Annotated in this window: 13 protein-coding genes and 1 pseudogene; 3 read left to right on the forward strand and 11 right to left on the reverse strand. The window is 66.5% G+C overall.

Annotated elements, in window-relative coordinates; genetic code table 11:
• Positions 1 to 246 precede the first annotated feature (246 nt).
• A complete protein-coding gene (locus QZY03_RS05960; RefSeq protein ID WP_295579050.1) occupies positions 247 to 3,642 on the reverse strand; it encodes a DUF2126 domain-containing protein in 3,396 nt (1,131 codons plus the stop codon).
• Positions 3,643 to 3,865: 223 nt separating this feature from the next.
• Between QZY03_RS05960 and QZY03_RS05965 the strand changes: the two genes are divergently transcribed.
• Both QZY03_RS05965 and QZY03_RS05970 read left to right on the forward strand, forming a co-directional pair.
• Positions 3,866 to 5,131, forward strand: a complete 1,266-nt coding sequence (locus tag QZY03_RS05965; protein WP_295579052.1) for an MgtC/SapB family protein — start codon at positions 3,866 to 3,868, stop codon at positions 5,129 to 5,131.
• Positions 5,132 to 5,203: 72 nt separating this feature from the next.
• Complete coding sequence (locus QZY03_RS05970) at positions 5,204 to 5,824, forward strand: Uma2 family endonuclease (protein WP_295579054.1); 621 nt, start codon at positions 5,204 to 5,206, stop codon at positions 5,822 to 5,824.
• A 114-nt stretch (positions 5,825 to 5,938) separates the two neighbouring features.
• Here the strand turns inward: QZY03_RS05970 and QZY03_RS05975 are convergent, their stop codons facing one another.
• From QZY03_RS05975 to QZY03_RS05985, 3 genes are read right to left on the reverse strand one after another with little or no spacing between them, the layout of a single operon-like run.
• The gene (locus QZY03_RS05975) at positions 5,939 to 6,625 is read right to left on the reverse strand and encodes a YceH family protein (protein ID WP_295579057.1); all 687 of its coding nucleotides are present in this window, start codon (positions 6,623 to 6,625) and stop codon (positions 5,939 to 5,941) included.
• A 34-nt stretch (positions 6,626 to 6,659) separates the two neighbouring features.
• The gene (locus QZY03_RS05980) at positions 6,660 to 7,550 is read right to left on the reverse strand and encodes a hypothetical protein (RefSeq protein WP_295579059.1); all 891 of its coding nucleotides are present in this window, start codon (positions 7,548 to 7,550) and stop codon (positions 6,660 to 6,662) included.
• Entirely contained in the window at positions 7,516 to 8,073 is a 558-nt protein-coding gene (locus tag QZY03_RS05985; protein ID WP_295579060.1) for a hypothetical protein, read from the reverse strand. The genes QZY03_RS05980 and QZY03_RS05985 overlap by 35 nt, the downstream gene beginning before the upstream one ends.
• Positions 8,074 to 8,503: 430 nt before the next feature.
• Between QZY03_RS05985 and QZY03_RS05990 the strand changes: the two genes are divergently transcribed.
• Positions 8,504 to 9,112, forward strand: a complete 609-nt coding sequence (locus tag QZY03_RS05990; RefSeq protein WP_295579061.1) for an OmpA family protein — start codon at positions 8,504 to 8,506, stop codon at positions 9,110 to 9,112.
• A gap of 258 nt (positions 9,113 to 9,370) precedes the next feature.
• On the opposite strand, the gene purB is transcribed toward QZY03_RS05990, so the two are convergent.
• The 7 genes and pseudogenes from purB to glgB form a co-directional block, all read right to left on the reverse strand.
• Positions 9,371 to 10,762: an adenylosuccinate lyase gene (purB, locus tag QZY03_RS05995; RefSeq protein ID WP_295579062.1), complete on the reverse strand. Its 1,392-nt coding sequence runs from the start codon at positions 10,760 to 10,762 to the stop codon at positions 9,371 to 9,373.
• 548 nt (positions 10,763 to 11,310) lie between these two features.
• A complete protein-coding gene (locus tag QZY03_RS06000; protein ID WP_295579064.1) occupies positions 11,311 to 13,581 on the reverse strand; it encodes an NADP-dependent malic enzyme in 2,271 nt (756 codons plus the stop codon).
• Positions 13,582 to 13,884: 303 nt separating this feature from the next.
• Entirely contained in the window at positions 13,885 to 14,454 is a 570-nt protein-coding gene (locus tag QZY03_RS06005; RefSeq protein ID WP_295579067.1) for a hypothetical protein, read from the reverse strand.
• 2 nt (positions 14,455 to 14,456) lie between these two features.
• Positions 14,457 to 19,973, reverse strand: a complete 5,517-nt coding sequence (locus QZY03_RS06010) for a CHAT domain-containing protein (protein ID WP_295579069.1) — start codon at positions 19,971 to 19,973, stop codon at positions 14,457 to 14,459.
• Positions 19,974 to 20,478: 505 nt separating this feature from the next.
• Entirely contained in the window at positions 20,479 to 21,270 is a 792-nt protein-coding gene (locus QZY03_RS06015; RefSeq protein WP_295579072.1) for a caspase family protein, read from the reverse strand.
• Between the two features lie 304 nt (positions 21,271 to 21,574).
• Positions 21,575 to 21,691: pseudogene (locus QZY03_RS06020) on the reverse strand (DUF188 domain-containing protein); the annotation flags it as partial.
• 88 nt (positions 21,692 to 21,779) lie between these two features.
• A complete protein-coding gene (gene glgB / locus QZY03_RS06025) occupies positions 21,780 to 24,116 on the reverse strand; it encodes a 1,4-alpha-glucan branching protein GlgB (RefSeq protein WP_295579074.1) in 2,337 nt (778 codons plus the stop codon).
• Between the last annotated feature and the right edge of the window lie 47 nt (positions 24,117 to 24,163).

Here is a 24,163-nt window from a genome sequence, read left to right on the forward strand (position 1 = left end):
CCTCGTACCCGCGCGCCGTGCCCTGCTTGTAGCGCCTGTCCATTGCTTCCCCAACCCCTTGGTTTCGTCTTGCGTGACAGTGTACCCCAGGTGCCGACCACGGTCCGAATACTTGCCCAATCTCCGGAGCGGTGTCACGAGGGGTACAACTGCTTTTTGCGTGGCCGGGTCAGAGCCGCCTGCGAGTGACCGTCCCTGGCACTGGATTCCGCCATCCTGCCGAACTGACGGCGCGGAATTAACCGCTCAACATCCCGCCCGATACCGCAAGTCGAGCGTATAAGGATGCTCCCCCGCCGGCTCCTCCGGCGGCGCGTCGATGATTCCCGGCGTATGGCCCATCAGCCGGAAGCGGGCGATACGCCGGCTCTCGGCTTCATAGCTGTTGACCGGGAAATTGCTTTCACTGCGCCCGCCGGGGTGGGCGACATAGTAGGTGCAGCCGCCGAGGCTCGCACGGTTCCAGAGGTCGACGATTTCAAACACCAGCGGGCCGTGCGCGGGGATGGTGGGGTGCAGGCCGGACGGCGGGTTCCAGGCTTTGAAACGGATGCCGGCGACGAATTCGGCTTTGCGTCCGGTGGGGCGCAGCGGCACCCGCCGGCCATTGCAGGCGAGCACATGGCGGTCGCCAACCATGCCGTTGACCTTGACCTGCATCCGCTCGACCGAGGAGTCGACATATCGGGCGGTGCCCTGCGCGGTGACTTCTTCACCCAGCACATGCCAGGGCTCGATGGCCGCGCGCAGTTCCATGTTGATGCCGTTCTCGGTCACCAGGTCCCCATAGTGCGGGAAGCGGAATTCGAAGAAGGGATCGAACCAGGCCGGGTCGAAGGGGTAGCCGGCGCGGCGCAGATCGCAGATCACGTCGTCGAAGTCGACCCGCGCGAAGTGCGGCAGCAGGAAGCGGTCGTGCAGTTCGGTGCCCCAGCGCACCGGTTTGCGGCTGTAGGGTTCCTTCCAGAAGCGGGCGACCAGGGCGCGCATCAGACTCATCTGCGCCAGGCTCATGCGCGCGTGCGGTGGCATCTCGAAGCCGCGGAATTCGACCAGCCCCTGGCGGCCGGAGGCGCTGTCGGGCGAGTAGAGCTTGTCGATGCAGAACTCGGTGCGGTGGGTGTTGCCGGTGACATCGGTCAGCAGGTTGCGTAGCACCCGGTCGACGATCCAGGGCTGCGGAACCTGGCCCTGGGGCATCTGCTGGAAGGCGATGGCGAGCTCATAGAGCCGGTCGTCGCGCGCCTCGTCGACCCGCGGCGCCTGGCTGGTGGGGCCGATGAACATCCCGGAGAACAGATAAGAGAGGCTCGGGTGGTGCTGCCAGTAGGTGATCAGGCTTTGCACCAGGTCCGGACGGCGCAGCAGCGGACTGTCGGTCGGGGTGGGGCCGCCCAGCGTCACATGGTTGCCGCCGCCGGTGCCGGTGTGGCGGCCGTCGAGCATGAACTTTTCGGTGCCGAGCCGGGCGAGCCGCGCTTCCTCGTAGAGGATGTGGGTGTCGCGCACCATGTCGTCCCAAGCCTCGGACGGGTGGATGTTGACCTCAATGACGCCCGGGTCCGGGGTGACGGCGAGCTTCTGCAGCCGATGGTCGCGCGGCGGCTCGTAGCCCTCGATGATGATGGGCATCTTGAGTTCAGCGGCCGTGTCCTCCAGGCACATGGCGAGATCCAGCCAGTGCTCCAGATGGGTGAGCGGCGGCAGGAAGCAGTAGAGCCGGCCCTCACGGGGCTCGATGCACAGGGCGGTGCGCACCAAATCCGGGTGCAGGTCATCCGGCAGGGCGACCTGCGGGATCAGCCCCTGATGCGACTGGTCGGCGGGGGCCAGCCGGCCATAGCGTGCGGCGATGCCGCGCGGGTCGCCGCCCTGTTCGCGCAGCGTCTGCGGGGCCTCGAGCGGCGCCACCAACTGGCTGTAGCGGCGCGCGACCGGGTCGGTCGGCGAGCGCAACGGCGTCACCGGCTCGAAGGGGTTGCGCTCCGGTACCTGGTCCAGTTCGCTCTCAGGCAGATAGGGCAGGCTGTCGAGCGGCAGGCGGAAGCCCATCGGCGAGTCACCGGGGACCAGGAACAGGCGTCCGTCGCGGAAGGTCCATTTGCCGCTCTTCCAGCCGCCCTGATCGCCGAACCCCCACCAGCGCAACGGCAGCGTATAGCCGGCGGTGCGGTTGAGTCCCTCGGTGAAGAGCCGGGCGATGCGCTTGCGCTCGTTGGGATCCTTGAGCTTGTTGTCGAGCGGGTCGACATTGGCCGGCAGGCGCTGTTCCTTCCACAGGTAGTACCAGACATCCTCGTAGGCCGGCTCCGCGTGCGCCGGGTCGACGCCTAAGTGCTTGGCCAGGGTGCGGATGAAGGTCTCCGCGTCCTGTGGGCCATGGCCGTAACTCGTCGTCTCAAGACCAAACAGGCTGGGATCGCGCCACACGGGTTCCCCGTCCTTGCGCCAGTAACAGGAGAGCGCCCAGCGTGGGAGTTGCTCTCCGGGGTACCACTTGCCCTGACCGATATGCAGCAGCCCGCCGGGGGCGAAATGGGTCTTGAGGCGCCGCATCAGGTCTTCGGCCAGGGGCTTCTTGGTCGGCCCCAGGGCGGCGGTGTTCCACTCCGCGCCTTCCATGTCATCAATCGAGACGAAGGTCGGCTCTCCGCCCATGGTCAGGCGCACGTCCTGCGCCTTCAACTCGGCGTCCACCTGGTGGCCCAGGGCTTCGATCGCCTGCCACTGCTCATCGGTGTAGGGCTTGGTGACGCGGGGGTCCTCATGGATGCGCCGGACCTGGTTGTGGAAATACATTTCCACCTCGCAGGCATCCATGGCTCCGGTGATCGGCGCCGCGCTCAATGGATCGGGGGAGCAGGCGAGTGGGATGTGTCCTTCGCCGGCAAAGAGTCCGGACGTGGCGTCGAGTCCGATCCAGCCGGCACCAGGGCAATAGACCTCGGCCCAGGCGTGCAGGTCGGTGAAGTCCGCTTCCGGCCCCGAGGGCCCGTCCAGTGACTTCACGTCGGCCGTTAACTGCACCAGATAGCCGGAGACGAAGCGCGCGGCGAACCCGAGGTGACGCAGGGCCTGGACCAGCACCCAGGCGGAGTCCCGGCAGGAGCCTTTGGCCAGGCCCAGGCTTTCTTCGCAGGTCTGGATGCCGGGTTCCATGCGGATCACGTAGCCGATGGATTCGTGCAGCCGCTGGTTGATGTCGACCAGGAAATAGACGGTCTCACGCGGGGTGCGGTCGACCCCTTCCAGCCACTTCATCAGCAGCGGGCCGCTTTCCTTGATCTCAGTGTAGGGCGCCAGTTCCTTCTTGAGTTGTTCGTCGTACGCGAAGGGGAACTTGAAGGCGTATTCTTCCAGGAAGAAGTCGAAGGGGTTGATCGTGATCATCTCGGCGATCACGTCCACTTCCACCGTCAGCTTGCGTGTCTTCTCCGGAAAGACCAGGCGCGCCAGATAGTTGCCGAAAGGGTCCTGCTGCCAGTTCAGGAAATGTTCCTGGGGTTCGATCTTCAGCGAATAGGCTCTGATCGGGGTACGGCAATGGGCGGCGGGGCGGAGCCGAACCACATGGGGTGACAGGTTGACCGGACGGTCGAACTGGTACTCGGTCTTGTGATTGATCTGGACAAGGATCGACATGGGGGTCCGGACTCCGAAATTGGGCGTAGGGAAGGCAAAGACATGCAGCAGGAATCGTTCCAGCACAGCCCAGCATGGTAGCCGGGCGGGTCGCCCCCCGTCCATGTTGGTTTCTGCCCCAAAACGGGGCGTCGGATCAGGGGCTTGGCGTTTGCGTTTGCCCAGGCCCGGCCCCGATGGGGTAGCCTTAAGCGTGCCGCATTCCCAATCCAGAGGTCCCGCCATGTCATCTGAGCAAGCCACCTTCTACCATCTGGGTGTCGCCCTGGCGATCGGGCTGTTGATCGGGGTCGAACGCGGCTGGTCGGAACGGGAGGAACAGGAAGGGACCCGGATCGCCGGGGTGCGGACCTTCGCCCTGATCGGCTTGTTGGGCGGCGCCCTGGTTCTGGTGGCGCCGCCCCTGGGGGCCTGGCTGGTGGCATTGGGTCTGCTCGCGCTCGGGGGGCTGTTCGCCACCGCCCATGTAGTCCACGCCCATACCCGGCCGGATCAACTCGGGATCACGGTTCCGGTGGCCGGGCTGCTGACCTTTGTCTTGGGTGCCCTGGCGGCCTCGGGTCAGGTTGCCGCGGCCGCCGCGGCGGCGGTGGTGGCCGCCTTGCTGCTGAGCGCCAAACCGGCCATGCACCGCTGGCTCGGCACCCTGCGGCGTCACGAGTTGTCGGCCGGGCTTCAGTTGTTGCTCCTGTCGGTGGTGGTTCTGCCGCTGTTGCCGGATCAGGGCTACGGGCCCTGGCAGGCGCTGAATCCGTACCGCATCTGGTGGATGGTCGTCCTGATCGCGGCCATGTCCTTCGTTGGTTATTTCGCGGTCAAGGAAGCCGGGGCGCGCAAAGGCGCCGTTTTCACCGGGTTATTTGCAGGGTTGGCCTCGTCCACCGCGCTGACCCTGCATTTTTCGCGCCTGGCCCGCGGCCAGCCGGACCTCAGCCCCATGCTCGCCATGGGAATCCTGCTCGCCTGCGGCACCATGTTCCCGCGCATGGCCGTGGTCCTGGCGGTGGTCGCCCCCGGTTTGCTGCTGCCGGCGCTGCTCCCGCTGGGGCTGATGACCTTGGTGATCTATGGGGCCGCATTGCGTCAATGGTGGGCGCTGCGTGACCCGCCCGGGGAGGCCGCCACCACCATGACCAACCCGCTGGAACTGCCGGTGGCCATTGGTTTTGGGGCGCTCCTGGCCCTGGTCATGGTGCTGGCCAAGGCAGTGGAGGTCTGGCTTGGCAACGCGGGTGTTTTGGTTCTGGCGGCGGCTTCGGGGATTGCCGATGTCGATGCCATCACGCTCTCGCTGGCGGGCATGGCCGGCACGGGTCTGGACCTGAACACCGCCGTCACCGGCATCGTCATCGCGGCGGGGGCCAATTGTCTGGTCAAGGGCGGTATGGCGAGCGTCATCGGCGGTCGCCGGCTGGGATTGACCGTTGCGCTGCCGCTCGCCATTGCGGCTGTGCTGGGACCCATGGCCATCTGGCTCGTGCGGTGGTGAGTCACGGGTCTTGACGGCGAAGTGCCGCCGGCCTAGCGTTGGGAGAACCTAACCCGCGATCAGGCCGCGTGCATGCCGACCGCTACGATCATTCCCCATCTGAGTCCATACGATTACCTGCTGGGCGAGCGCGACGGCGACTGTCGGCATGAATACCTGAACGGCGAGGTGGTCGCCATGTCGGGCGGCTCACGCGCTCACAACCTGCTGACGACCCGCGTCGCCCGGTTATTCGGTAACCACCTGGAGGGCTCCGGCTGCCGGGTCTATCAGTCCGACATGAAGGTCCGTGTCGAGGCGGCCAACCGCTTTTATTACCCGGATGTCATGGTGTGCTGCGGTCCGGTCGACGCGGAGCCGGATGCCTATTACGAGACCGCACCGCGGCTGATCGTCGAGGTGCTCTCGCCGCGTACCGCCGCTAACGATGACGGCGAAAAGCGTATCAACTACCAGACCCTCGCCTCCCTTGATGAGTATCTGCTGCTCGATCCAACCACGGGCGATGCCACGATGTACCGCCGCGGCGGGGCTTTCTGGACGCGTATCCAACTCAGCGCAGGAGATTCCCTGGAATTGCGGTCCATCGGTTTGGAGGCGGCCATGGCATGGCTCCTCGGTACGCGTGAGAGTCAGGCCGGAATGGCTGCGCAGCCGGCCCTTGGTCACGGCTCCGGCCACGCGACATCGTAGGGTGGACAAGCGCAGCATAGTCTACCGGCGACGGCGCGGGATTCGGTGGACTGCGCTAGCGCTTGTCCACCCTACGGCCGGAACGATGATCAAGGCCCGGCGTCCCCCGCGCCTTCAGTCGTCGCGCTGATCCGCCAATCCGGTCAGTTCCCATAGCCGCTCCAACTCCCCGCGCAGGCGTTCGACCTCCGCTTCCAGCGCCTCGATGCGCTCGTCCCGGCCGCCGCCCGTCGGCGACGACAGGACCGGGCCAGCCGTCGCCGCGGCCTGCATGGCAGCGAACTCAGCCGGGTCGGGGGCTCCGCACAGCAGGTGCATATAGCGCTCTTCCCGCTTGCCGGGCAGTCTGGGCAGCTCCATCGCCAGGGCCGGCGCGCGGTCCATGAGTCCGCGGACCGCCTCCGCCACCTGCGACAGGTCCCGGAACTCGGCCATACGCCCCGTGTTGGTGCGCAACTCGCCCAGGGTTTGGGGTCCGCGCAGCATCAGCACGGTCAGCACCGCCTGTTCCTCACGACTGAGATAGTAGGTGCCGACCATTTTGTGGTCATAGCGCTCCGTGCGTCCGGAACTGCCGGCGTGGATCATGCCCCGCTCGCGGAGCTGATTGACCCGATGACCCACCTCACCCGGTTCAAGCGTCATCACCGGGTGACGGCTGCTCTTCTGGTTGCAGGCATTGACCAACGCGTTGAGGGTCAGGGGATACTGTTCCGGGGTGGTGCGTTGTTTCTCCATCAGGCAGCCGAGGATACGGGCTTCGATCGGGTGCAGCAGGGGTTCGGTTTGGTCATTCGGCATGGGTGTTCGCTCGCGTGCGTGAACTCAGGCGATTCTAATCCAGCGGTAGAACCCGCAGTTCGATCCGTTGCTCGGCGCCGCCTTTGGTCGTTCCGTAGGTGAGGAGTCCGCCACCCTGGCTGCTTTGCGCCGTGTTGCTCAGGCCCAGCGGAATCCAGTCGCCGAGGCGGCCCTGCACCCGGCCCTGCATCGCGCTGGTCTCCAGGGTCCCCCGCGTCCCCCGGGCCGTGTCGCGGGTCGAGATATCCAGGGTCACCTGCTCGCCCAGAACCCGCGGTATCACGTAGAAACCGCTCTCCGCGTGGCGGTAGGTGCGGCCCTCACGGACCACCCCGCCGTCTGGCCCAACGGCCAGCTCCCGGTAGGATAGCGGCAGTTCCTCACCGATCGCGATGAAGGCGCGCTGTCCGTCCAGGGCACGGACTTCCTGGGTGAGGTCGCGTTGCTGGGAACGCTGGCCCGCCCAGGCGCCGACTGCACTGCCCCCCGGTCCGGGGGGGCCGATGCGGACGCGTCCGTTGCCGTCCCCGCCGACGCGCTGGTCGATGCGCGCTCCCGCTGCGCTGCCCTGGGACGCGCTGCTGCCGCGCTGGCGCACCTGGATCAGGAGATCGCGCGCCGGCTGGTCGAGGACGGCGAGTGCGCGGCGGATGTCGGCCAGGCGTGCGGGTGCGGCGCGCACGAACAGGCTGTGGTTGGCCCCCACCAGGGTCCCGTCCGGTCCCGCCAGGGGTCGCAGGGTTGGGATCAGGTCCTCGGGGAAACGGGCGCGTAGTTCGATCACCTCCAGCGGATAGTCTCCGGCCTGTACGCCGCACCAGAGGGTAGGCAGTAGCCCTACCCAGATCAGCGCTCGCCAGGGTCGACGCGGGCTCCGGCGGCCGAGCCGCTCAGAGGTAGAGCCGTCGCAGTTCGCTGTCGCCATCACTCTGCTCCCAAATCTGTTCGAAGGTGGCGCGCAGCCGGCGGGCCTCGCGCGGGGCGTCGCGTTCCATCCGGGCGGTGTGGCGGTCGGCCACGCGGTGAAGGCAATAGCCGCGGCCGTCGGCGACGAGAAAAGAGTCCGTCTGGTCGCGGAAATCGTCCCCGATCCGGCGGATACTGATGCGGGAACTGAGCCTGCGGGTCAATTCGATCAGTCGGTGACCGCCGCTCACCGGAATCCGCGGTTCGGTCACCAGCACCCGCACCGGCGTTCGGGGTGTCGCCAGTGCGAGTCGGCGCACGGCGTCGAGGAAGGGGCGCTGATCATAGAGGTCCGGATCGAGATCGCGGCTGACGATCAGCAGTTCCCGCCGCGCCTGGTCCGCCAACTGCACCGCGGCCGCGCGGATCGACGACCGATCGGAGAGCAGGAGTGGACCGCCGATCCGTGCGCTCTCGTCAGGGTCAGGTGGCGTAGCAGCGGCCTTGATGTCGGTTTGGACTTGGTTGAGAGCGTCTGTCATCGTTCGACCTGGCGTAACAGAGAATGCCGACCGGTGCCCTTGCCTGGTTCGCTCGACTGAAGGGCAGTTGTGTCTATCATGCAACAGATCAAGATGTGTTGGAGATCGTTACATCTGAGAATCCAAGGTGTTTTGCCAGTCATCATGTTGCCTCGGGGTTCTATTCGTTGCAAATATGTTGCTCACGGGAAAAATAGTTGCACTTTTGTACTCATTGTGGGCTAAAATCTCAATGTCCGCAGGTTCAGTCAGCGAACCTCGCTCAGGCCCACATGACCGCAACCGCCGTGTCGGGAGGCTGATGACATGGGAAACAAGCAAGGGTGGCCCAACGCTTTACGCCGCGTTGTTTTATCCTGACATGGGCTAAACCTTCAAACCACGCCGTCGTCTGAACACTCCCTCAATCAATCGCAACAGGTAACGAAAGATGCGCAAAGACAAGCAGACCTACCGCGTCGCCGCCCTGGCCGCCCCGTTGGCCATGGCCCTGATGATGGCTGCCCCCGCCAAGGCCGCCGACGCAATGGACACCTACTGGAAGGCCGCGCCGACCACGACCGCCTGGGTCAACCCCTATGGTGAGTGCTGGCAGGGGGTTGACGGCGAGAACCTGGAGCCCTGCGGCGCCTTCACGCCGCGCGCCCCCCTGGTCATGCGCCTGCTGTTCAATTTGGACCGCTATCAGCTCAACGAGATCCGTAACCCTGAGGAACTGCGCAAGGTCGATGACCTGATTGCCGAGTTCCAGTCCACCCCGCGTGAGGAAGTGGTCACCATCGTCGGTCACACCGACAAGCTCGGTTCCTGGGAACACAATGTCGTGTTGAGCGAGAACCGTGCCGCCACCATCAAGCGGTACATGATGGACAAGGGCTACCCGGAGCGCGCGATTCGTTCCGTCAAAGGTGTCGCCTGGGAAGGCGGCGACGACGTCGCGGCTGACGGTGCTGTCATCGACCTGGGTCCGCTCGAGAACAACCCCCTGCGTCGGCGTGTGGTCGTGACCGAACTGGGACCGGATCAGCTCAAGAATTAGCCAGTCGTCCGGCCGTGGACTGGCGCCCGCAGGGCGCCGGTCCACGAGCCCCAGGGAATCCACCGCACCGGCACCCGGGCCAGCGTCCCTGGTCGTGTCATCGATCGATCACCGCACTCCGCGGGTTTGTGCGGGGCGGTGAGGTGCGGTCGGAAAACAAGGATGACACCAATCCAATAGGCCTCATTCCCCCCGACCGAGGCTTAAAGGACGGCCGGTCCCCGGGTCTCCCGAGGACCGGTTTTTTCTTCGATGGAGCTAGGATCGGATGGCCCGCGCCTGTTCGGCGGCGTTGCCGATGTAGGTCGCCGGGGTCAGTGTCCGTAACTGTACCTTAGCCTGTTCAGGGATCTCCAGGCCGTCGATAAAAGCCGCCAGGGCTTGCGGCCCGATTTGCCGGCCGCGGGTCAACTCCTTGAGTCGCTCATAGGGCTCGGCGACACCGTAGCGACGCATGACGGTCTGAATCGGCTCGGCCAGAACCTCCCAGTTCGCCTCCAGGTCGGCTGCCAGCCGCGCCGGATCCGCATCCAGCTTGCTGATCCCTTTCACCGCGGATTGCAGCGCGATGCTGGTGTGGGCTAAACCGACTCCAAGATTGCGCAGCACCGTCGAGTCCGTAAGATCCCGCTGCCAACGCGAGATCGGCAGCTTGCCCGCCAGGTGCTCCAGAATGGCATTGGCGAGACCGAAGTTTCCTTCGGCATTCTCAAAATCGATCGGATTGACTTTGTGGGGCATGGTGGACGAGCCGACCTCCCCGGCCACGGTTCGCTGTTTGAAATAACCCAGCGATACATAGCCCCAGACATCGCGGCAAAAATCCAGCGCCACGGTATTGAAGCGCACGGTGGCGTCGAAGATCTCGGCCATGTAGTCGTGGGGCTCGATCTGGGTGGTGTAGGGGTTCCAGCCGAGGCCCAGGGTCTCCACGAATTCGCGGGCGAAGGCCGGCCAATCCACCTCCGGATAGGCGACCAGGTGGGCGTTATAGTTCCCGACGGCGCCGTTCATCTTGCCGAGGAGTTCGACCGAGGCGACCCGTCCCCGCTGGATGCGCAGCCGGTAGGCCAGATTGGCCATTTCCTTGCCCAGGGTGGTTGGGGTGGCGGGCTGACCATGGGTGCGCGCGAGCATGGGCAGGTCCGCGTACCGGTGCGCCAGGTCGCGGATGGCTTCGATCAAGGCATCCATCTGCGGCAGCAGAACCTGACCACGCCCTTCCCGGATCATCAGTGCGTGGGCCAGGTTGTTGATGTCTTCCGAGGTGCAGGCAAAGTGGATGAACTCGCTGACCGCGGCCAGCTCTTGATTCCCGGCGATCCGCTCTTTCAGGAAATACTCCACCGCCTTGACGTCGTGGTTGGTGGTGCGCTCGATGTTCTTGACCCGCTGGGCGTCTTCCACCTGGAAGCCCGAGACGATGCTGTCCAGCAGGTTCACGGCGTGCGCCGACAGGGTCGGCACCTCGGTGATCCGGGCGTGTCGGGCCAGCGCCTGGAGCCAGCGCACCTCAACCAATACCCGATGGCGTATCAGGCCATACTCGCTGAAGATCGGCCGCAAATCCGCGATCTTGGAACTGTAGCGTCCGTCCACCGGGGACAGCGCGGTGAGTGACGAAAGCTCCGGATGCGGGGCGTGGGTCATGGGCAGTTCCTGGTGAGATGAGTCGAATTCATGGGTGCAGACGCGGCTGGTCGTGCTCCGGCGCGCGGACAACGGGATGGCGATCAGGCTACCAAAAAAGCTGCGTGTCGTCTCTGTTGCCGTCCCTGGCGTATTTTCGGTGGGTTTACGGATGTGGCGTTCTGTGCGCCTTCGGCGGTGTGCGTCCCTCGGCGACCGGTGCTGCTCGCTTGGACCCTGGCTGTGGTCTGCGGCGGCTGCGTTGATCTTTATCGTATTGACCCTGGCTGTGACAGGGATCGGTCTGGTCTTGGGTCGCGGGTCCCTGGCGGCGTGCGTGTTGAGCCCGATTTTGGGTCTTGTCGGATGATAGGCTCTGGCTATGCCCTTGGCTGCGTATCCTGGCGGGGCGTCCTTGCCCTCACTTTGATCTAACGCACGCTGCGTGCCATGTGTTTCGATTCAATAAGAAGAGCCTGTTGCGTGATGATCCGCCGAAAGGTGACGCAATGCGCCGTCAAGAGATGACGCGTTTTTGTCGTGCCCCGCCTGGCGCTCCGAGCCATGGATCAGCCGGCCTGCACGGCGGCCAGCGCGGTCAGGTTGAGCAGACCGCGTACCGAGGTGCTGGTGCTGACGATATGTGCCGGGCGGTCCGCCCCGAGCAGCATGGGCCCGACATTGATGGCACCGCTCGGTCCACCCAGGGTGCGCAGCAGGTTCAGTGCAATGTTGGCGGCATCCTGGTTGGGCATGATGAGCAGGTTGGCGCGCCCGGTGAGCCGGGAGCCGGGGAAGCGCACTTCACGCATGGCCGCGTCCAGTGCCAGGTTGGCGTGCATCTCGCCCTCGACCTCCAGTTCTGGCGCGCTCTCCTGGATGAGCCGCAGGGCGTCGCGCATCTTGGCCGCGGAGGGCGTATCACGGCTGCCGAAGTTGGAGTGTGAGACCAGGGCAATCTTGGGCTCCAGACCGAAGCGGGCGACCTGGGCGGCGCACAGCCGCGCGATCTCGGCCAGATCTTCGGCGCTCGGGTCCTCCTGTACATAGGTGTCGGCGATGAAGAGCGGTCCCTGGGCCAGGATGACCGCGTTCATGGCCGTCAGCCGACGCACTCCGGGTGCGCGGCCGATGATGGCTTCCACGTGCTCCAGGTGTCGCAGATAACGCCCCACGACACCGCAGATCATGGCGTCCGCGTCCCCCGAGCGCACCAGGGCGGCGGCCAGGACCGTGGGTGCCTTGCGCACATACTCGCGGACCTCGGTGAGGGTGTAGCCGCGCCGCTTGACGCGCTCGAAGACGGTCGCGCAGTGCACATCGAAACGGTCGTTTTCTGACGCCACCACCAGATCGAAATCGTGACCCGGACGGATGGAGAGTCCCAGGTCGCTCAGTCCTGCCCGGATCACCTCCGGGCGGCCGATCAGCATGGGCCGGGCGATGCCCTCGCTCACTGCCTGCTGGGCCACCTGCAAGATTTTTTCCTGTTCGCCCTCGGCAAAGACCACCCGCCGCGGCGCCGCGCGCGCATGCTCGAAGACGGGTTTCATGGTCATGCCGCTGCGGTAGGCGCGCGCGCTCAGGTTCTCCCGATAGGCATCCAGATCCGCGATGGGGCGGGCCGCCACGCCCGACTCCATGGCGGCCTGGGCTACCGCGGGGGCCAGATGGGCCATCAGGCGCGGGTCGAATGGCCGGGGGATCAGGTAGTCGGGACCGAAACTCAGACCCTGTCCGCCATAGGCCGCGCGCACGATGTCCGAGGGTTCAGCCCGCGCCAAATCCGCGATGGCATAGACGCACGCGGTTTGCATGGCCTCGTTGATCTGGGTCGCCCCGCAGTCCAGGGCACCGCGGAAGATGAAGGGAAAACAAAGAACGTTATTGACCTGGTTGGGGAAGTCCGAGCGTCCGGTGGCGATGATGGCGTCCGGGCGGGCGGCGCGGGCCAAGTCCGGCATGATCTCCGGATCGGGGTTGGCCAAGGCCATGATGATCGGATGCTCCGCCATGTGGATGAGCCATTCGGGTTTCAGTACGCCGGCGGCGGAGAGCCCCAGAAAGACATCGGCCCCGACGATCGCCTGCTCCAGCGTGCGCAGGTCGGTCGCCACCGCGTAGCGGCTCTTGTAGGGGTCCATCACCTCCACCCGGCCCTCATAGACGACACCGGCGATGTCGGTCACGATGACGTTCTCGGGCTTGAGTCCCAAGGCCACCAGCAGGTCCAGGCAGGACAGGGCCGCCGCGCCGGCCCCGGCGGTGACCAGACGGACCGTGCCGATGTCCTTACCCACCACCCGCAGGGCGTTGATGATGGCCGCGCTGACCACGATCGCCGTGCCGTGCTGATCGTCATGGAATACCGGGATGCCCATGCGCTCCTGGAGCGCACGTTCGATGATGAAGCAGTCCGGGGCCTTGATATCCTCCAGGTTGATGCCGCCGAAGGTGGGTTCGAGCCGCGCCACGGTCTCGACGAAACGCTCCGGGTCCAGTTCGTCGATTTCGATATCGAATACGTCAATGTCCGCGAATTGCTTGAACAGCACCGCCTTACCTTCCATGACCGGCTTGCTCGCCAGGCTGCCGATGGCGCCCAGGCCCAACACCGCGGTGCCGTTGGTGATGACCGCCACCAGATTGCTGCGGGACGTGTAGAGGGCCGCGTTCAGGGGGTCGCGCACGATCTCCTCGCAGGCGGCGGCGACCCCCGGTGAATAGGCCAGGCCCAGGTCGCGCTGGTTGGCGAGCTGTTTGGTGGCCTTGATCTCCAGCTTGCCCGGCTTCGGGTAACGGTGATAATCGAGTGCGTTCTGCTTCAGGTCGTCGGACATAGTGAATCTCGTTGGCGCGGCGATACCCGGCATTGTGGGGCGCACAACCGGGTTCGGCAACCAAACCACAGGGTAGGCAGCAGTTCCGAATTTGAGCAGCATCGCGCGACTCTTGGTGGATGCGGCGCGCGCGACCGCTGTGGCGGGTCCCTGACACCGCGTGGCGCGCCTTATCCACCCTTCAACGGAGCCGGTTTCGTAGGGTGGATAAGCGCAGCGCATCCACCATCAGCCTCGCCGCCGACGCATTGCTGGCAGGGGCCACCCAAATTTGGAACTGCTGCGGTGTCAGGGCGGCGCAATTCAGGCGATCTGGTCCCGCAGTCCCTCGACGATGATCCAGCGCCCGTTGCGCCGATCCCGGATCTGGCTGCGCAGTTGCCCGCGATTCGGACCCAAGGCCGCCGGGCGCAGGGCGATGTGGACCCAGCCCGAGCTCGGCCCCAGGTCGGGGTCGACGCATTCACAGCACACGGCATCGAAAACCGGCAGCTGGGTGGACGCCCATTGCGCGAGCGCCAGGGTCGTGAGGCCGGGAATGCGCAGATCGCAGGCCCAGCCGCCGGTGTGGGGGCTCAGGCTGATCCAGTCCGGAGGGTTCTTCTTGAGGACTCGCTCCAGTGCCTGGCAGCGATAGAGGCTGATGGGCGAGAAGCGGCCGTGCGCGTCACGGATCGGCTGCATGACCTCGCGCACCAATTGGACCGCGGCCCGCAGAACCTGATCGTCCGGCAGGGCATTGCCGATGCCGAGGCGGGCGGCGACCTCGCAGCGGCTGAGCTCGTAGACGCGAAAATTGGTGGCGATGTGATCCTGTGGGTCCAGTCCCGCGAGCGTCAGGTTATCGAGTCTGGTGCGTGCCCGGTTGGCCATGATCAGAGCGCATCCCGGATCGCGGTGAGGGCGGCCAGCACCAGGGGCAGCGGGGTGGGCAGTTCGCCGACGATGGCGATGAGAAAGTCCAGAGTCTCGTGTACGGAAGCAACCTCGCGCGGACTCGCGCCGCGGCGGAAGAGTTCCCGGTAGCGCGCGATGATGCGTTCCACGGCCGCGGCCGATGGGCTTGCCTGGGTGAGCAGCAGGACCGTCGCGTTGTCGGCTTCGGCCACCCCATGACGGAAGCTCGGCTCCCGGGTGTTGCGCTCGGCGGCCAGATCGATCATCGCCCGCAGCCGGTCGGGCAGGCTGGCCTCCCAGTCGCCGCCGCAGGTCGCATCCAGCCACCGGGCGAGCAGCTTGGCCGCGGCCCAGAGTGCGAAGGGGCAGGGGTCAGGTCGTGTGGATTCCGCGCTTGCCCGGGCCAGGTAGTTCGCCATGTTGGCCAGGGCTTCCAGCCGGCCGCGCGCTTCGGTCTGGAGCCACGCGAGCTGTCGGCAGGCCTGGCCGAGCAAGGTCAGTCGCTCCGCCGTGGGCGCGCGTTGGCTGACCGCGGCCAGTTCCAGGATGTACTGTTCGATCCGCCCGGTCAGTTCCTGGCGGCGGTCCTCCTTGTGGTATCCCTCCGGTTCATGGCGTAGCGTGCGCCACTGCTCGCCGATGAGCCGCACCCCGAAGTCGCTGCATTGTTCCAGTGTCCGCAGCGAACAATCGCCGGTCTCCGCGCCCAAGGCGGTTTCCAGCCAGGTCACCGCTTCCTGATAGGCGCCGGTCTCGCCCCAGGCGAAGCCGATGGCCGCCGCCAGGTCCGCCCGCGCGAGCCAGGGGTCGCGCTGGGCCTCCGGGATCGCGCCGATCAGATCCTCGATCCGCGTGCGCAGGGCGGTCAGTGTCGCGGGATCGGCGTCGCGCTCGCGCACCCGCGTGCGGATGTATTCGCTCAGATTGCCGAGGTCCGCGATCACTTCAAGCGGTGCATGGTAGGGGCGGCGCGCCGGCGCGACCGCGGGCGCGGGCACCATCCGCAAGCGATAGGCCGGGTCGCCGTAACATTGGTAGGCACCCCAGGTATTCACGTCGGCAAAGCGCTGCCAGACCTCCTCGCGCGCGGCGCGTACCGACTCGCCAAACGGCTGGCCGGCGAGCATCCGGGCATAGAAGCCCTCGGCGAAGGCCAGGCCGGCGCGGTCGTCCACCGCCCATCCCGCCGCAATCACCGCTTTGACGCCCATGGAGATGAACTGCACCGCCAGGTTGGCCGCCAGGTGGTTGTAGCGGGTCGGGGCCGTCGCTTGCGTCTTACCAAGGTGGCAGCAGTTGATGAAGACCAACTCCGGCACCCACCGCAGTTGTTCAACATCGCCGGGAGTCAGGAAGGTCTCCTTGCCGATGACCATGCCGGAGATCCGCTCGACGACCGCCGTCGGGGTCTGTCCACAGGCCGGGCAGGTGTCGACTGCCCGCCCGGCCAGCGGGAATTCGTGCTCACCGTGGCCGGCCAGGTGCAGGATGCGCCAGGCGTCCTTGTGCAGCCCGTTGAGGATGGCATCGGCTTTTTCGTCGATCCGGTCGGTGACCTGGAAGCCGTGGTCGCGCAGCAACTGGGCCACCCGGCCGGCTTCCTCACGGGCCCCCGGCAGGTCGGTGAAGGCGTTCCAGCCATCGAGATCCGGATTGCCCACGACATAGGCCTTCGCCTCCTGGGCATGCGCGATGTGGGAGCGATAGCTCGGTGTCTTGAGCTGCCGCACCAGTCCGCCGCTGACGGCGGGCGGACGGCCGGTGTGGCTCCAGCGGTCCTCCAGGAGTTCCCAGGGGAAGCGGGCCGACACCTCGTCCACCAGCACCACCAGATGGCGCTGCTTGGGCGCGAGTTCGCGCAGCCGCGTGGGCAGGAGCATCTCAAACAGCGTTTTGGCCGCCTCCGCATTGGTGGCTGGCGAGCGGGATGCCTGGGCGATGAAAATATCGGCCAGGCGTAACTGACCGGCCGCCAGAGTCACCTCCGCGCGCGCCCGATCGGTAGCCGCGATGAAGCGCAGGGCCTCGCCCCGCGGCTCTTGGGTGATTTCCAGGCGCTGCCACCATTCCGGGGCCTCCTCACAACGCACCCGCCGCAGACCGCCCACGCCCTCCTCGACCACCCGCGGTTGCCAGACGAGGCGGGCGGCCAGTTGGTCGTCCTGCAAGACCTCCTCGAGCGCCTCGGCGGCGACCAGCGCCAAATCCTGATACAACTCGATGATCTCGATGTGATCCAGGGCCACCCGATCGCCGAGCCCGGTCTCTGCCAGTCGATCGGCGGCGGCCAAGGCCCCGCGCAGGATCGCCTTGACGGCATCGGCGGCCCGCAGTCCGCCCGCACCGGAACCGACCAGCAAGGCCGAGAAGGCCGCGGAGCGCACCGCGTCGGCCGCACCGAAACGGTCGCTCGACCAGCGGGCGACGCGCAGCGCAAAGTCGAGCAGGGCATCCCGGACCCCCGTTTCCAGTGACGCGGGCGTCAGCTCCCCGACCTGGCCGAGTCCGACCACCACGGCACCGGCCGGCATCGCCCGCGGGCGTTCGTTGATGAAGAGCGCGGAACTGCCCGCCCGGCCGGGATAGAGCCCCAGTTGCAGGCTCTCGCTCAAGCGTCCTGCAAGCCGTTCATCCAGGGCCAGTTCGGCACTGACGATGGTATCGCCAAGGTAGTGTCCGACCAGCACCGGGTAGCGGGCATAGCTCAGGTCGCCATGGCGGATGCAGACCTGGATGGCGGGTGCCGCCTCCCCGTCTTCCGTGTCGTCGGTCGAGGGGCTTGATCCGAAGCCGAAGGATTCCACCGCGTACTGATCCGGGATGTCGTCGGTGGGCGGCTGTGCGGGCAGCGGGAACAGTGCTTCACCGGCGTCCGAATCGTCCGCGGCACCGGCGCGGGCCGCCCCCGGCGGCGTTTGGGTCAGCCGGGTGGTGGTGCCTGTCATGAGCAGATCCAGGTAACCAGGGAAGGCGGCCTGACGCGTGCAGAGTGCGTCGTGGGCCGTGTCCCCGACATACCAGAGCGGCACCTGCGGCAGGTGTCCGGAGCGCCAGGTGACGGTGCCGTCGCCCTGGGCGGTGGCGAGAAAGGCGAGCTGTCCGGCGGCCGCCGGGTCGGACGCGTCCGCCGGTTGAAGCCGGTAGTCCGCGATGGTTGCCGCCTGGTGGCCGGCCACCGAGACCAGGTGTCGCGGGTCGACCGGGCTGTCACGCAGCAGGCTCCAGGTCGCGCGTGCCTGGCGCAAGGCCGCCGCGGTGGGCGGGTTCCAGTCGGTATGCAGGGTCTGCTTGAGTTCGTTCCAGGCATCCATCCGGAGCAGGTCTGATCCCCGTGTCGTGCCGGGCAGCAACTCCAGGAATGCCGGATAGGCGCGCAGGATGTCGACCAGCGCATCCGGCCCCTGGGTGAGATCGAGCAGGCTCAGCCGTGCCAGGGTCGGATGCCGGCCGGTGAGCCAGCGCAGGGCCTCGCAAGTGCCCTGATGGGGGGTGCCGAGCATGAGCAGCCGCGACTCGGGCAGGGCGACGATGCGCCGCCACAGTGCCGCGCCCGTGCCACCATCGCCGATCATGGCGCGCACCACCAGTCCGCCCAGTGAGTGGGCGATCAGCCGGACCGGTTGTTTGGTCCGCTCGGCCTCGGGCAGCCAGGCGTCCAGGTGCTCGGTCAGGGTCTGCGCGGCGTCCAGGATCGAGCGCCGCCAGTCGTAGGGGAAGACCTCGATGCGGTGGCTGCGCGCCAGGAACGCGATCAACGGGCCGTAGCGCGCGTCCAGCGGTCCGATCGGTTCCACGTGATCGGTTGGGTGTCGCCGCAGCTGCGCGATGCCGCCGCGCCGCAAGGCCTGGTAGTCCAGCCAGAGCGTGTGCCCATTGACCGCCAGGGTGCTGCCCATCATGCCGGGCACGAGCACCGCCAAGGGCTTGGGTGTCCCGGCCGAGCGGGCGCGGCGCACTGTCTCGCGCCAGCGCGGCGCCTCCCGCGGGGTCTGCTCGATGGGCTGGAAACCGGCATCCGTGCCCTCGGCGCGGGCGAGCGCGGCGGTCAGCCAGCGCAGGCTGCGTTCGTTTCTGAAATAGCCGAAGTGATTGACCTCCGGACCTTGATCGCGGAGCAACCGCGCCCCGCCCGGGGGGCGGCGCAGACCACCCGCCATCGACCCGGTATTGACGACCAGGTCGTGATCGGAGCCGTAGAACCAGTCGGCGACGAACAGTTTGAGCTGACCCCAGAGCGAGTCGCCCTGCGCGTCGCCGGCGATGACGGTCAGGTCCGCGCGGGTCATCAGGTCCGGGTGCTGGAGCAGTCGGGTCAGGGCCGAGCCGGGCATCATGGCTTCCAGGCCGGGCAGCGTGCGCGGGTCGGTGCGCGCCTTGACCGCCGCCAGCAGAAAGTCCATGGTCGCGTCGGTCAGGGTCCAGCCGGCCAGATGAGCGAGCACCGACAGCCAGCGGTCCAGGCGGCCGGAGGCCAGGGTGGTGCCGCGGGCGGGGCAGGCGACACGCACGAAGCGGCTGATCCGCGGGCGCGCGTCCGCGAGCAGGGTCAGGAGTTCCGTGAGCGCCGCGCGGTCCGCCTGATAGGCCCGGTCGCGCTCGGTGCGGGCGGTCGCGGCAAGCGGACTCAGGCCGAGCTGCGCCGCGAGTGTGTGGTCCGCGGCGAACAGGGTGTCGAGCAGGTCCGGCTGCAGTGGATCGATCGCCCGGTCGCGCTCGCCCAGGCATAGCAGTTCACCGACCAGACCGCCGCGCGAATGGGTCACCAGATGCAACTGCGCTCCGGCGGGGAGTGCGCGCACCAACCCCAGCGCATTGACGATCGGGCTCTCGGTGAGCGAGCGGTGTTCCCAGGCGAGTGCCCGCGTGCCGTAGCGCCGGCTCAAGTCTTCGCGCGCCGCCGTCGCGGCGGTGGACCCGGCCCAGAGTGCGCCGAAGGATCCCTGGCAACTGGAGCCGGTGCCGTGAATGAAAACCAGGAGCGGCCCCTGGTCAACGGCGATCGGCGTCTCTGCGGTGACTGGCGTCAGGGCAAAGCTGTCTCCCAAGGCGCAGTGATACAGTCCCGGCAACTGACCCTGAAGCTGGTGCTCTTCCAGTCGCTCGCCCAGGGGACGAATGCTCTGATCTTTGAGGTCGACGCCGAAGCAGTCCAGGACCGAGACCCCGAGACCCCAGCCGCCGCGGGTGGCGCCGCGCGCCTGCTCGGGCGGCCGGGTGTCCAGCGCCCAGGTCGTGCCCCGGTCGATGGCGTCCCCGCGGGCTGCAGTCTGATGCCCCCGTTCGCGTATCAGGTCGTCGGCCCGGGTCCAGAGGGCGAACCCATTGGTCAGGGTGACGCGCACCACCTCGTCCGCGGCCAGACGCGTCTCGCCGCTGCTCGCCCGGCCGCTGCCCGGCACCAGTCGCCGTGCGGTCTGCACTGTCACCAGCCGCGTGGTCGGCAGAGCGGCTGCCTGTGAGTCACCGCGGACGCGGACCATCAGATTTTCTGCCATGGCGCTGCTCCCGTTGGCCTGATACAGGTTAATGAGCCGGAAATAAGGTCCTTGATCATGGTTCCGGCCACGAGAAAACCGGAGGTGGAGGCTTTAGGCGATTGCCGGGAACGATTCTACCAACAGGTAGGGGCGACATGTAGGTGCGACTTCAGCCGCACCGATTCGTACTTAGGTGCGACTAAAGTCGCACCTACATTGACCGGTATCCAAATTGTCGGAAATCACTTAGCCGGTCGACGGTCCGGCGAACTGCCATGGAAGGAACCTCAGCCGCCGAACGATGAATGGCCCCCGTGGGAGCGGCGTCCCGCCGCGATGCGGTGCCGCGGCGATCTTGAACGCTGGGGTGACACGCCCGACCCCATCGCGGCGGGACGCCGCTCCCACGGGGTCGCCGCGCGACTTTCACGGTAAAGCCTCGACCTCCTCAAAGCCCAGCCCGGCGCCGGGCATGGACGCCGACACTCCCGCTTCCGGCCGCGGTTCGGGTGAGCCCAGTGGGCTACTCGAACACGCCAAAGCGCCGGGCCGTGGCTGAACCCAGGATCTGCGGCGTCTGGCCCAGGCGGGAACTGGGCAGATACTCGCGGATGGCGTTGAACCAAATATCATAGTTGGCCGGCTTGCGTTCGCGCAGGGTCTTGAGCGCGTAATAGCTGAAGGCGCCGTTGGCCCGTCCCTGGAAGCTGGTGTCGTAGGAGTATTCGGTATCTTTGCAGCCGGCAAGCAGCAGGTCGCCGCCGGTGCGCCGCAGGCCGCTGACGACCCGCGGGGCTTGCGCGGCGCGCCGCGGCAATTCGTCCTCTGGCATCCAGTCTTCCAGCGGCATGAAACGGGCGCGCGGCCCGCCGGCGTCCAGATCGTCCTCGCGCCCGCGGATCACCGAGCCCGAGTGGCAACTGTCGGAGAGGAACAGGAGACGGACCCCCGTGCCGATGGCGGCGAACAGGGTGCGGATCTCATCGTCCAGGAGGGGGCCGCGGGTCCCGATATCATGGGGGCAGAGGGCCTCGTCGCGGCCGTCCGGCTCGTCGCCGGAGCTGTCCGGGACCCAGGTGCCATGACCGGAATAGGTCAACACCAGGGTGTCGCCCTCGCGCGCGGTCCCGATCAGGCCGCGGATGGCCGTGACCATCGCCGACTTGGTGGCCTGCCCATTCAGCAGCTTGGTGACTGAAAAGCCGCGTTTGCCCAGTTCCACTGCCCAGTCATTGGCATCGTTCACGCACCCGGAAAGGTCGTTGTTGGTGCCCGGATAGTCGTTGATACCGATGCAGAGTGCCTTCTTATTCATGGTGAGGATCTCAGTGCGTGGGTGAAAACGGTGCGCAGAGGCCGAGCATGGTATCGCCTTCGTACCTGATATCCAGACAGACTCTTGATGTAGGGGCGGGTTTGAAACCCACTCCTACGTCCGGTTATCACGTCCGACGGCTGTACGATACCTGGCCCGCTGTGGATTGAGTTTGGTTGGTACAGGCCGGTTGCGCAAGATCAGGGATCGCGTGTCCGAGCCGGCCCAATGCGCCTGTCGGTGTAGGAAACGGCTGACGCCTCGGCCTGCCGACGCATTGCCGCCGGAGTCGCGCCGCGAAACCCTACCGCAGACGCTGTGCCAGCCAACTGTCCAGGGCATTGGCGAAGGCCTGTCGGTCCCTGGGACCCAGGGGAGCGGGGCTGCCGGTGTCGATGCCGCTGCCGCGCAGGGTGTCTATGATCGCCTTGGGGCAGGCGTCGGCGTCGACCTAGATCGGCATGGGGATGAGGCTCCAAGCGGCGACCCGGGCGGGTCGCCGCTCGGTGTCAGGCCGGGGTTTCCTCGGTCTGACCCGCGGACGGTGCCGCGGTCAAGTCGGCAGCGGGCGCCGCCACGGCCGGTGCAGCCGGTTCGGCCGCGCCTTTCACCGCGGACGGAACAGTGGCCGCGACCGCGCTCTTGGGTTCCGGCAGCGGTTCATGGACCAGGATCAGGCCACCCAAGGGCGGCAAGGCGATCGGGATGGAGTGCGGCCGGCCCATCCAACTGACTTCTTCCGACCGGACACCGCCCTGGTTGCCGACGTTACTGCCCCCGTAAACCTCGGCGTCCGAGTTCACCGCCTCGCGCCAGAATCCTGCCTGTGGGACACCGATGCGGTAATTGGTGCGCGGCACCGGGGTGAAGTTGAACACGGCGACGACCAAGGCCCCGCCGACACGGTCCTTGCGGACATAGCTCAGCACCGATTGGGAACTGTCGTGACAGTCGATCCATTCGAAGCCCGCGCCGTCGAAGTCCACTTCGTGCAGCGCCGGCTGTTCGCGGTAGAGTCGGTTGAGGTCGGAGACGATGGCGCTGAGGCCCTTGTGCTGGGGGCGCTCCAGCAGCGTCCAATCCAGGGCCTCGCCGAAGTTCCACTCTTTGCCCTGGCCGAACTCACACCCCTGGAACAGCAACTTCTTGCCGGGATACGAGAACATGAAGGTGTAGAGCAGACGCAGTGAGGCGAAGCGCTGCCAGGCATCACCCGGCATCTTGTCCAGCATGGACTTCTTGCCGTGTACCACCTCGTCATGGGAGAAGGGCAGGACGAAGTTCTCGGTGAAGGCGTAGAGCAGGCCAAAGGTCAGCAGGTCATGGTGATAATGGCGGTAAATCGGGTCCTTCTCCATGTAGGAGAGGGTGTCGTGCATCCAGCCCATGTTCCATTTCATGCTGAAGCCCAGGCCGCCGAGATAGGTCGGGCGCGAGACGGCCGGCCAGGCGGTCGATTCCTCGGCGATCATCAGGCTGCCGGGATGCTGCTCGTGCGTGACCGCGTTGAGCTGACGAATGAAGTCGACTGCTTCCAGGTTCTCGTTGCCGCCGTATTTGTTCGGGACCCACTCACCGGCCTTGCGCGAGTAGTCGAGGTATAGCATGGAGGCAACCGCGTCGACGCGCAGTCCGTCGATGTGAAACTCGGCCAGCCAGTACAGTGCGCTGGAGAGCAGGAAATTCTTCACCTCGTTACGGCCGAAGTTGAAGATCAGGGTGCCCCAGTCGCGATGCTCGCCCAATCGCGGGTCGGCGTGCTCATAGAGTGCCGTGCCGTCGAAACGGGCCAGGGCATAGGCATCCTTGGGGAAGTGGGCGGGCACCCAGTCGAGCAGCACGCCGATGCCGTGACTGTGCAGGTGATCGACAAAGAAACGGAAGTCGTCCGGGGTGCCGTGGCGGCTGGTCGGCGCGAAGTAGCCGGTGCACTGGTAGCCCCAGGAGGCATCCAGCGGGTGCTCGGTGATCGGCAGCAGCTCAATATGGGTAAAGCCCAATGCAAGCGCGTATTCCGCGAGCTGGACTGCCAGCTCGCGGTAATTCATGAAGTTGCCTTCTTCATCCCGCTGCCAGGAGCCAAGGTGAATCTCGTAGATGGAGAAGGGGCGACGCTGCCAGTCCATCGCCGCCCGTTCTTTCAGCCAGGCGGCGTCCCGCCATTGGTAATCGCTCGGGGCCATGATCAGCCCGGCGGTTTCCGGGCGCGCCTGGAAGGCGTTGGCATAGGGATCGATCTTGACGTGGGCGTTGCCGGCATGGTCGCGGATTTCGTACTTGTAGTACCCGCCCGCCCCGATGCCGGGGATGAACAGCTCCCAGACCCCGGAACCGCCGCGCACCCGCATGGTGTGGGCGCGCCCGTCCCAGTGGTTGAAGTCGCCCACCACGCTGACGCGCTCGGCGTTAGGTGCCCAGACGGCGAACTGGACGCCGCTGATGCCGTCCACCTCGCTCAGGTGCGCGCCGAGAAAACGGAAGGCGTCCCAATGCTTGCCCTCACCGAAGAGATGCAAGTCGAGGTCGCCGAGTTGGGGCGGGAAGCAGTAGGGGTCATAGGCCACACCCTGGATGCCGGCCTTGTCCTCCCAGCTCAGGCGGTAGCGCTCGGGAACTTGCGACGCCTCGCCTTCCCAGGTGAACAGGTCGGTGCCCTCGATCCGGGTCAGTTCCGCGTCGGCTTCGACGACGCGAACGCACTGGGCACGCGGCAGGAAGGCGCGGACCGTGACACGATCACCGGCCGCATGCCGTCCCAGTACCTCAAAGGGGTCGTGGTGACGGGCCTCGACGATTCGCGCGAGCGGCTCGGGAAGCTTGGGGGCGGCGGGCTTGGGGGTGGTCATTGTGATTTTATCCTCCGCGAGTGGATGCCTCGACGACTTCGGATGGT

This window comes from uncultured Lamprocystis sp. (assembly GCF_903933125.1).
Lineage (GTDB): Bacteria > Pseudomonadota > Gammaproteobacteria > Chromatiales > Chromatiaceae > Thiodictyon.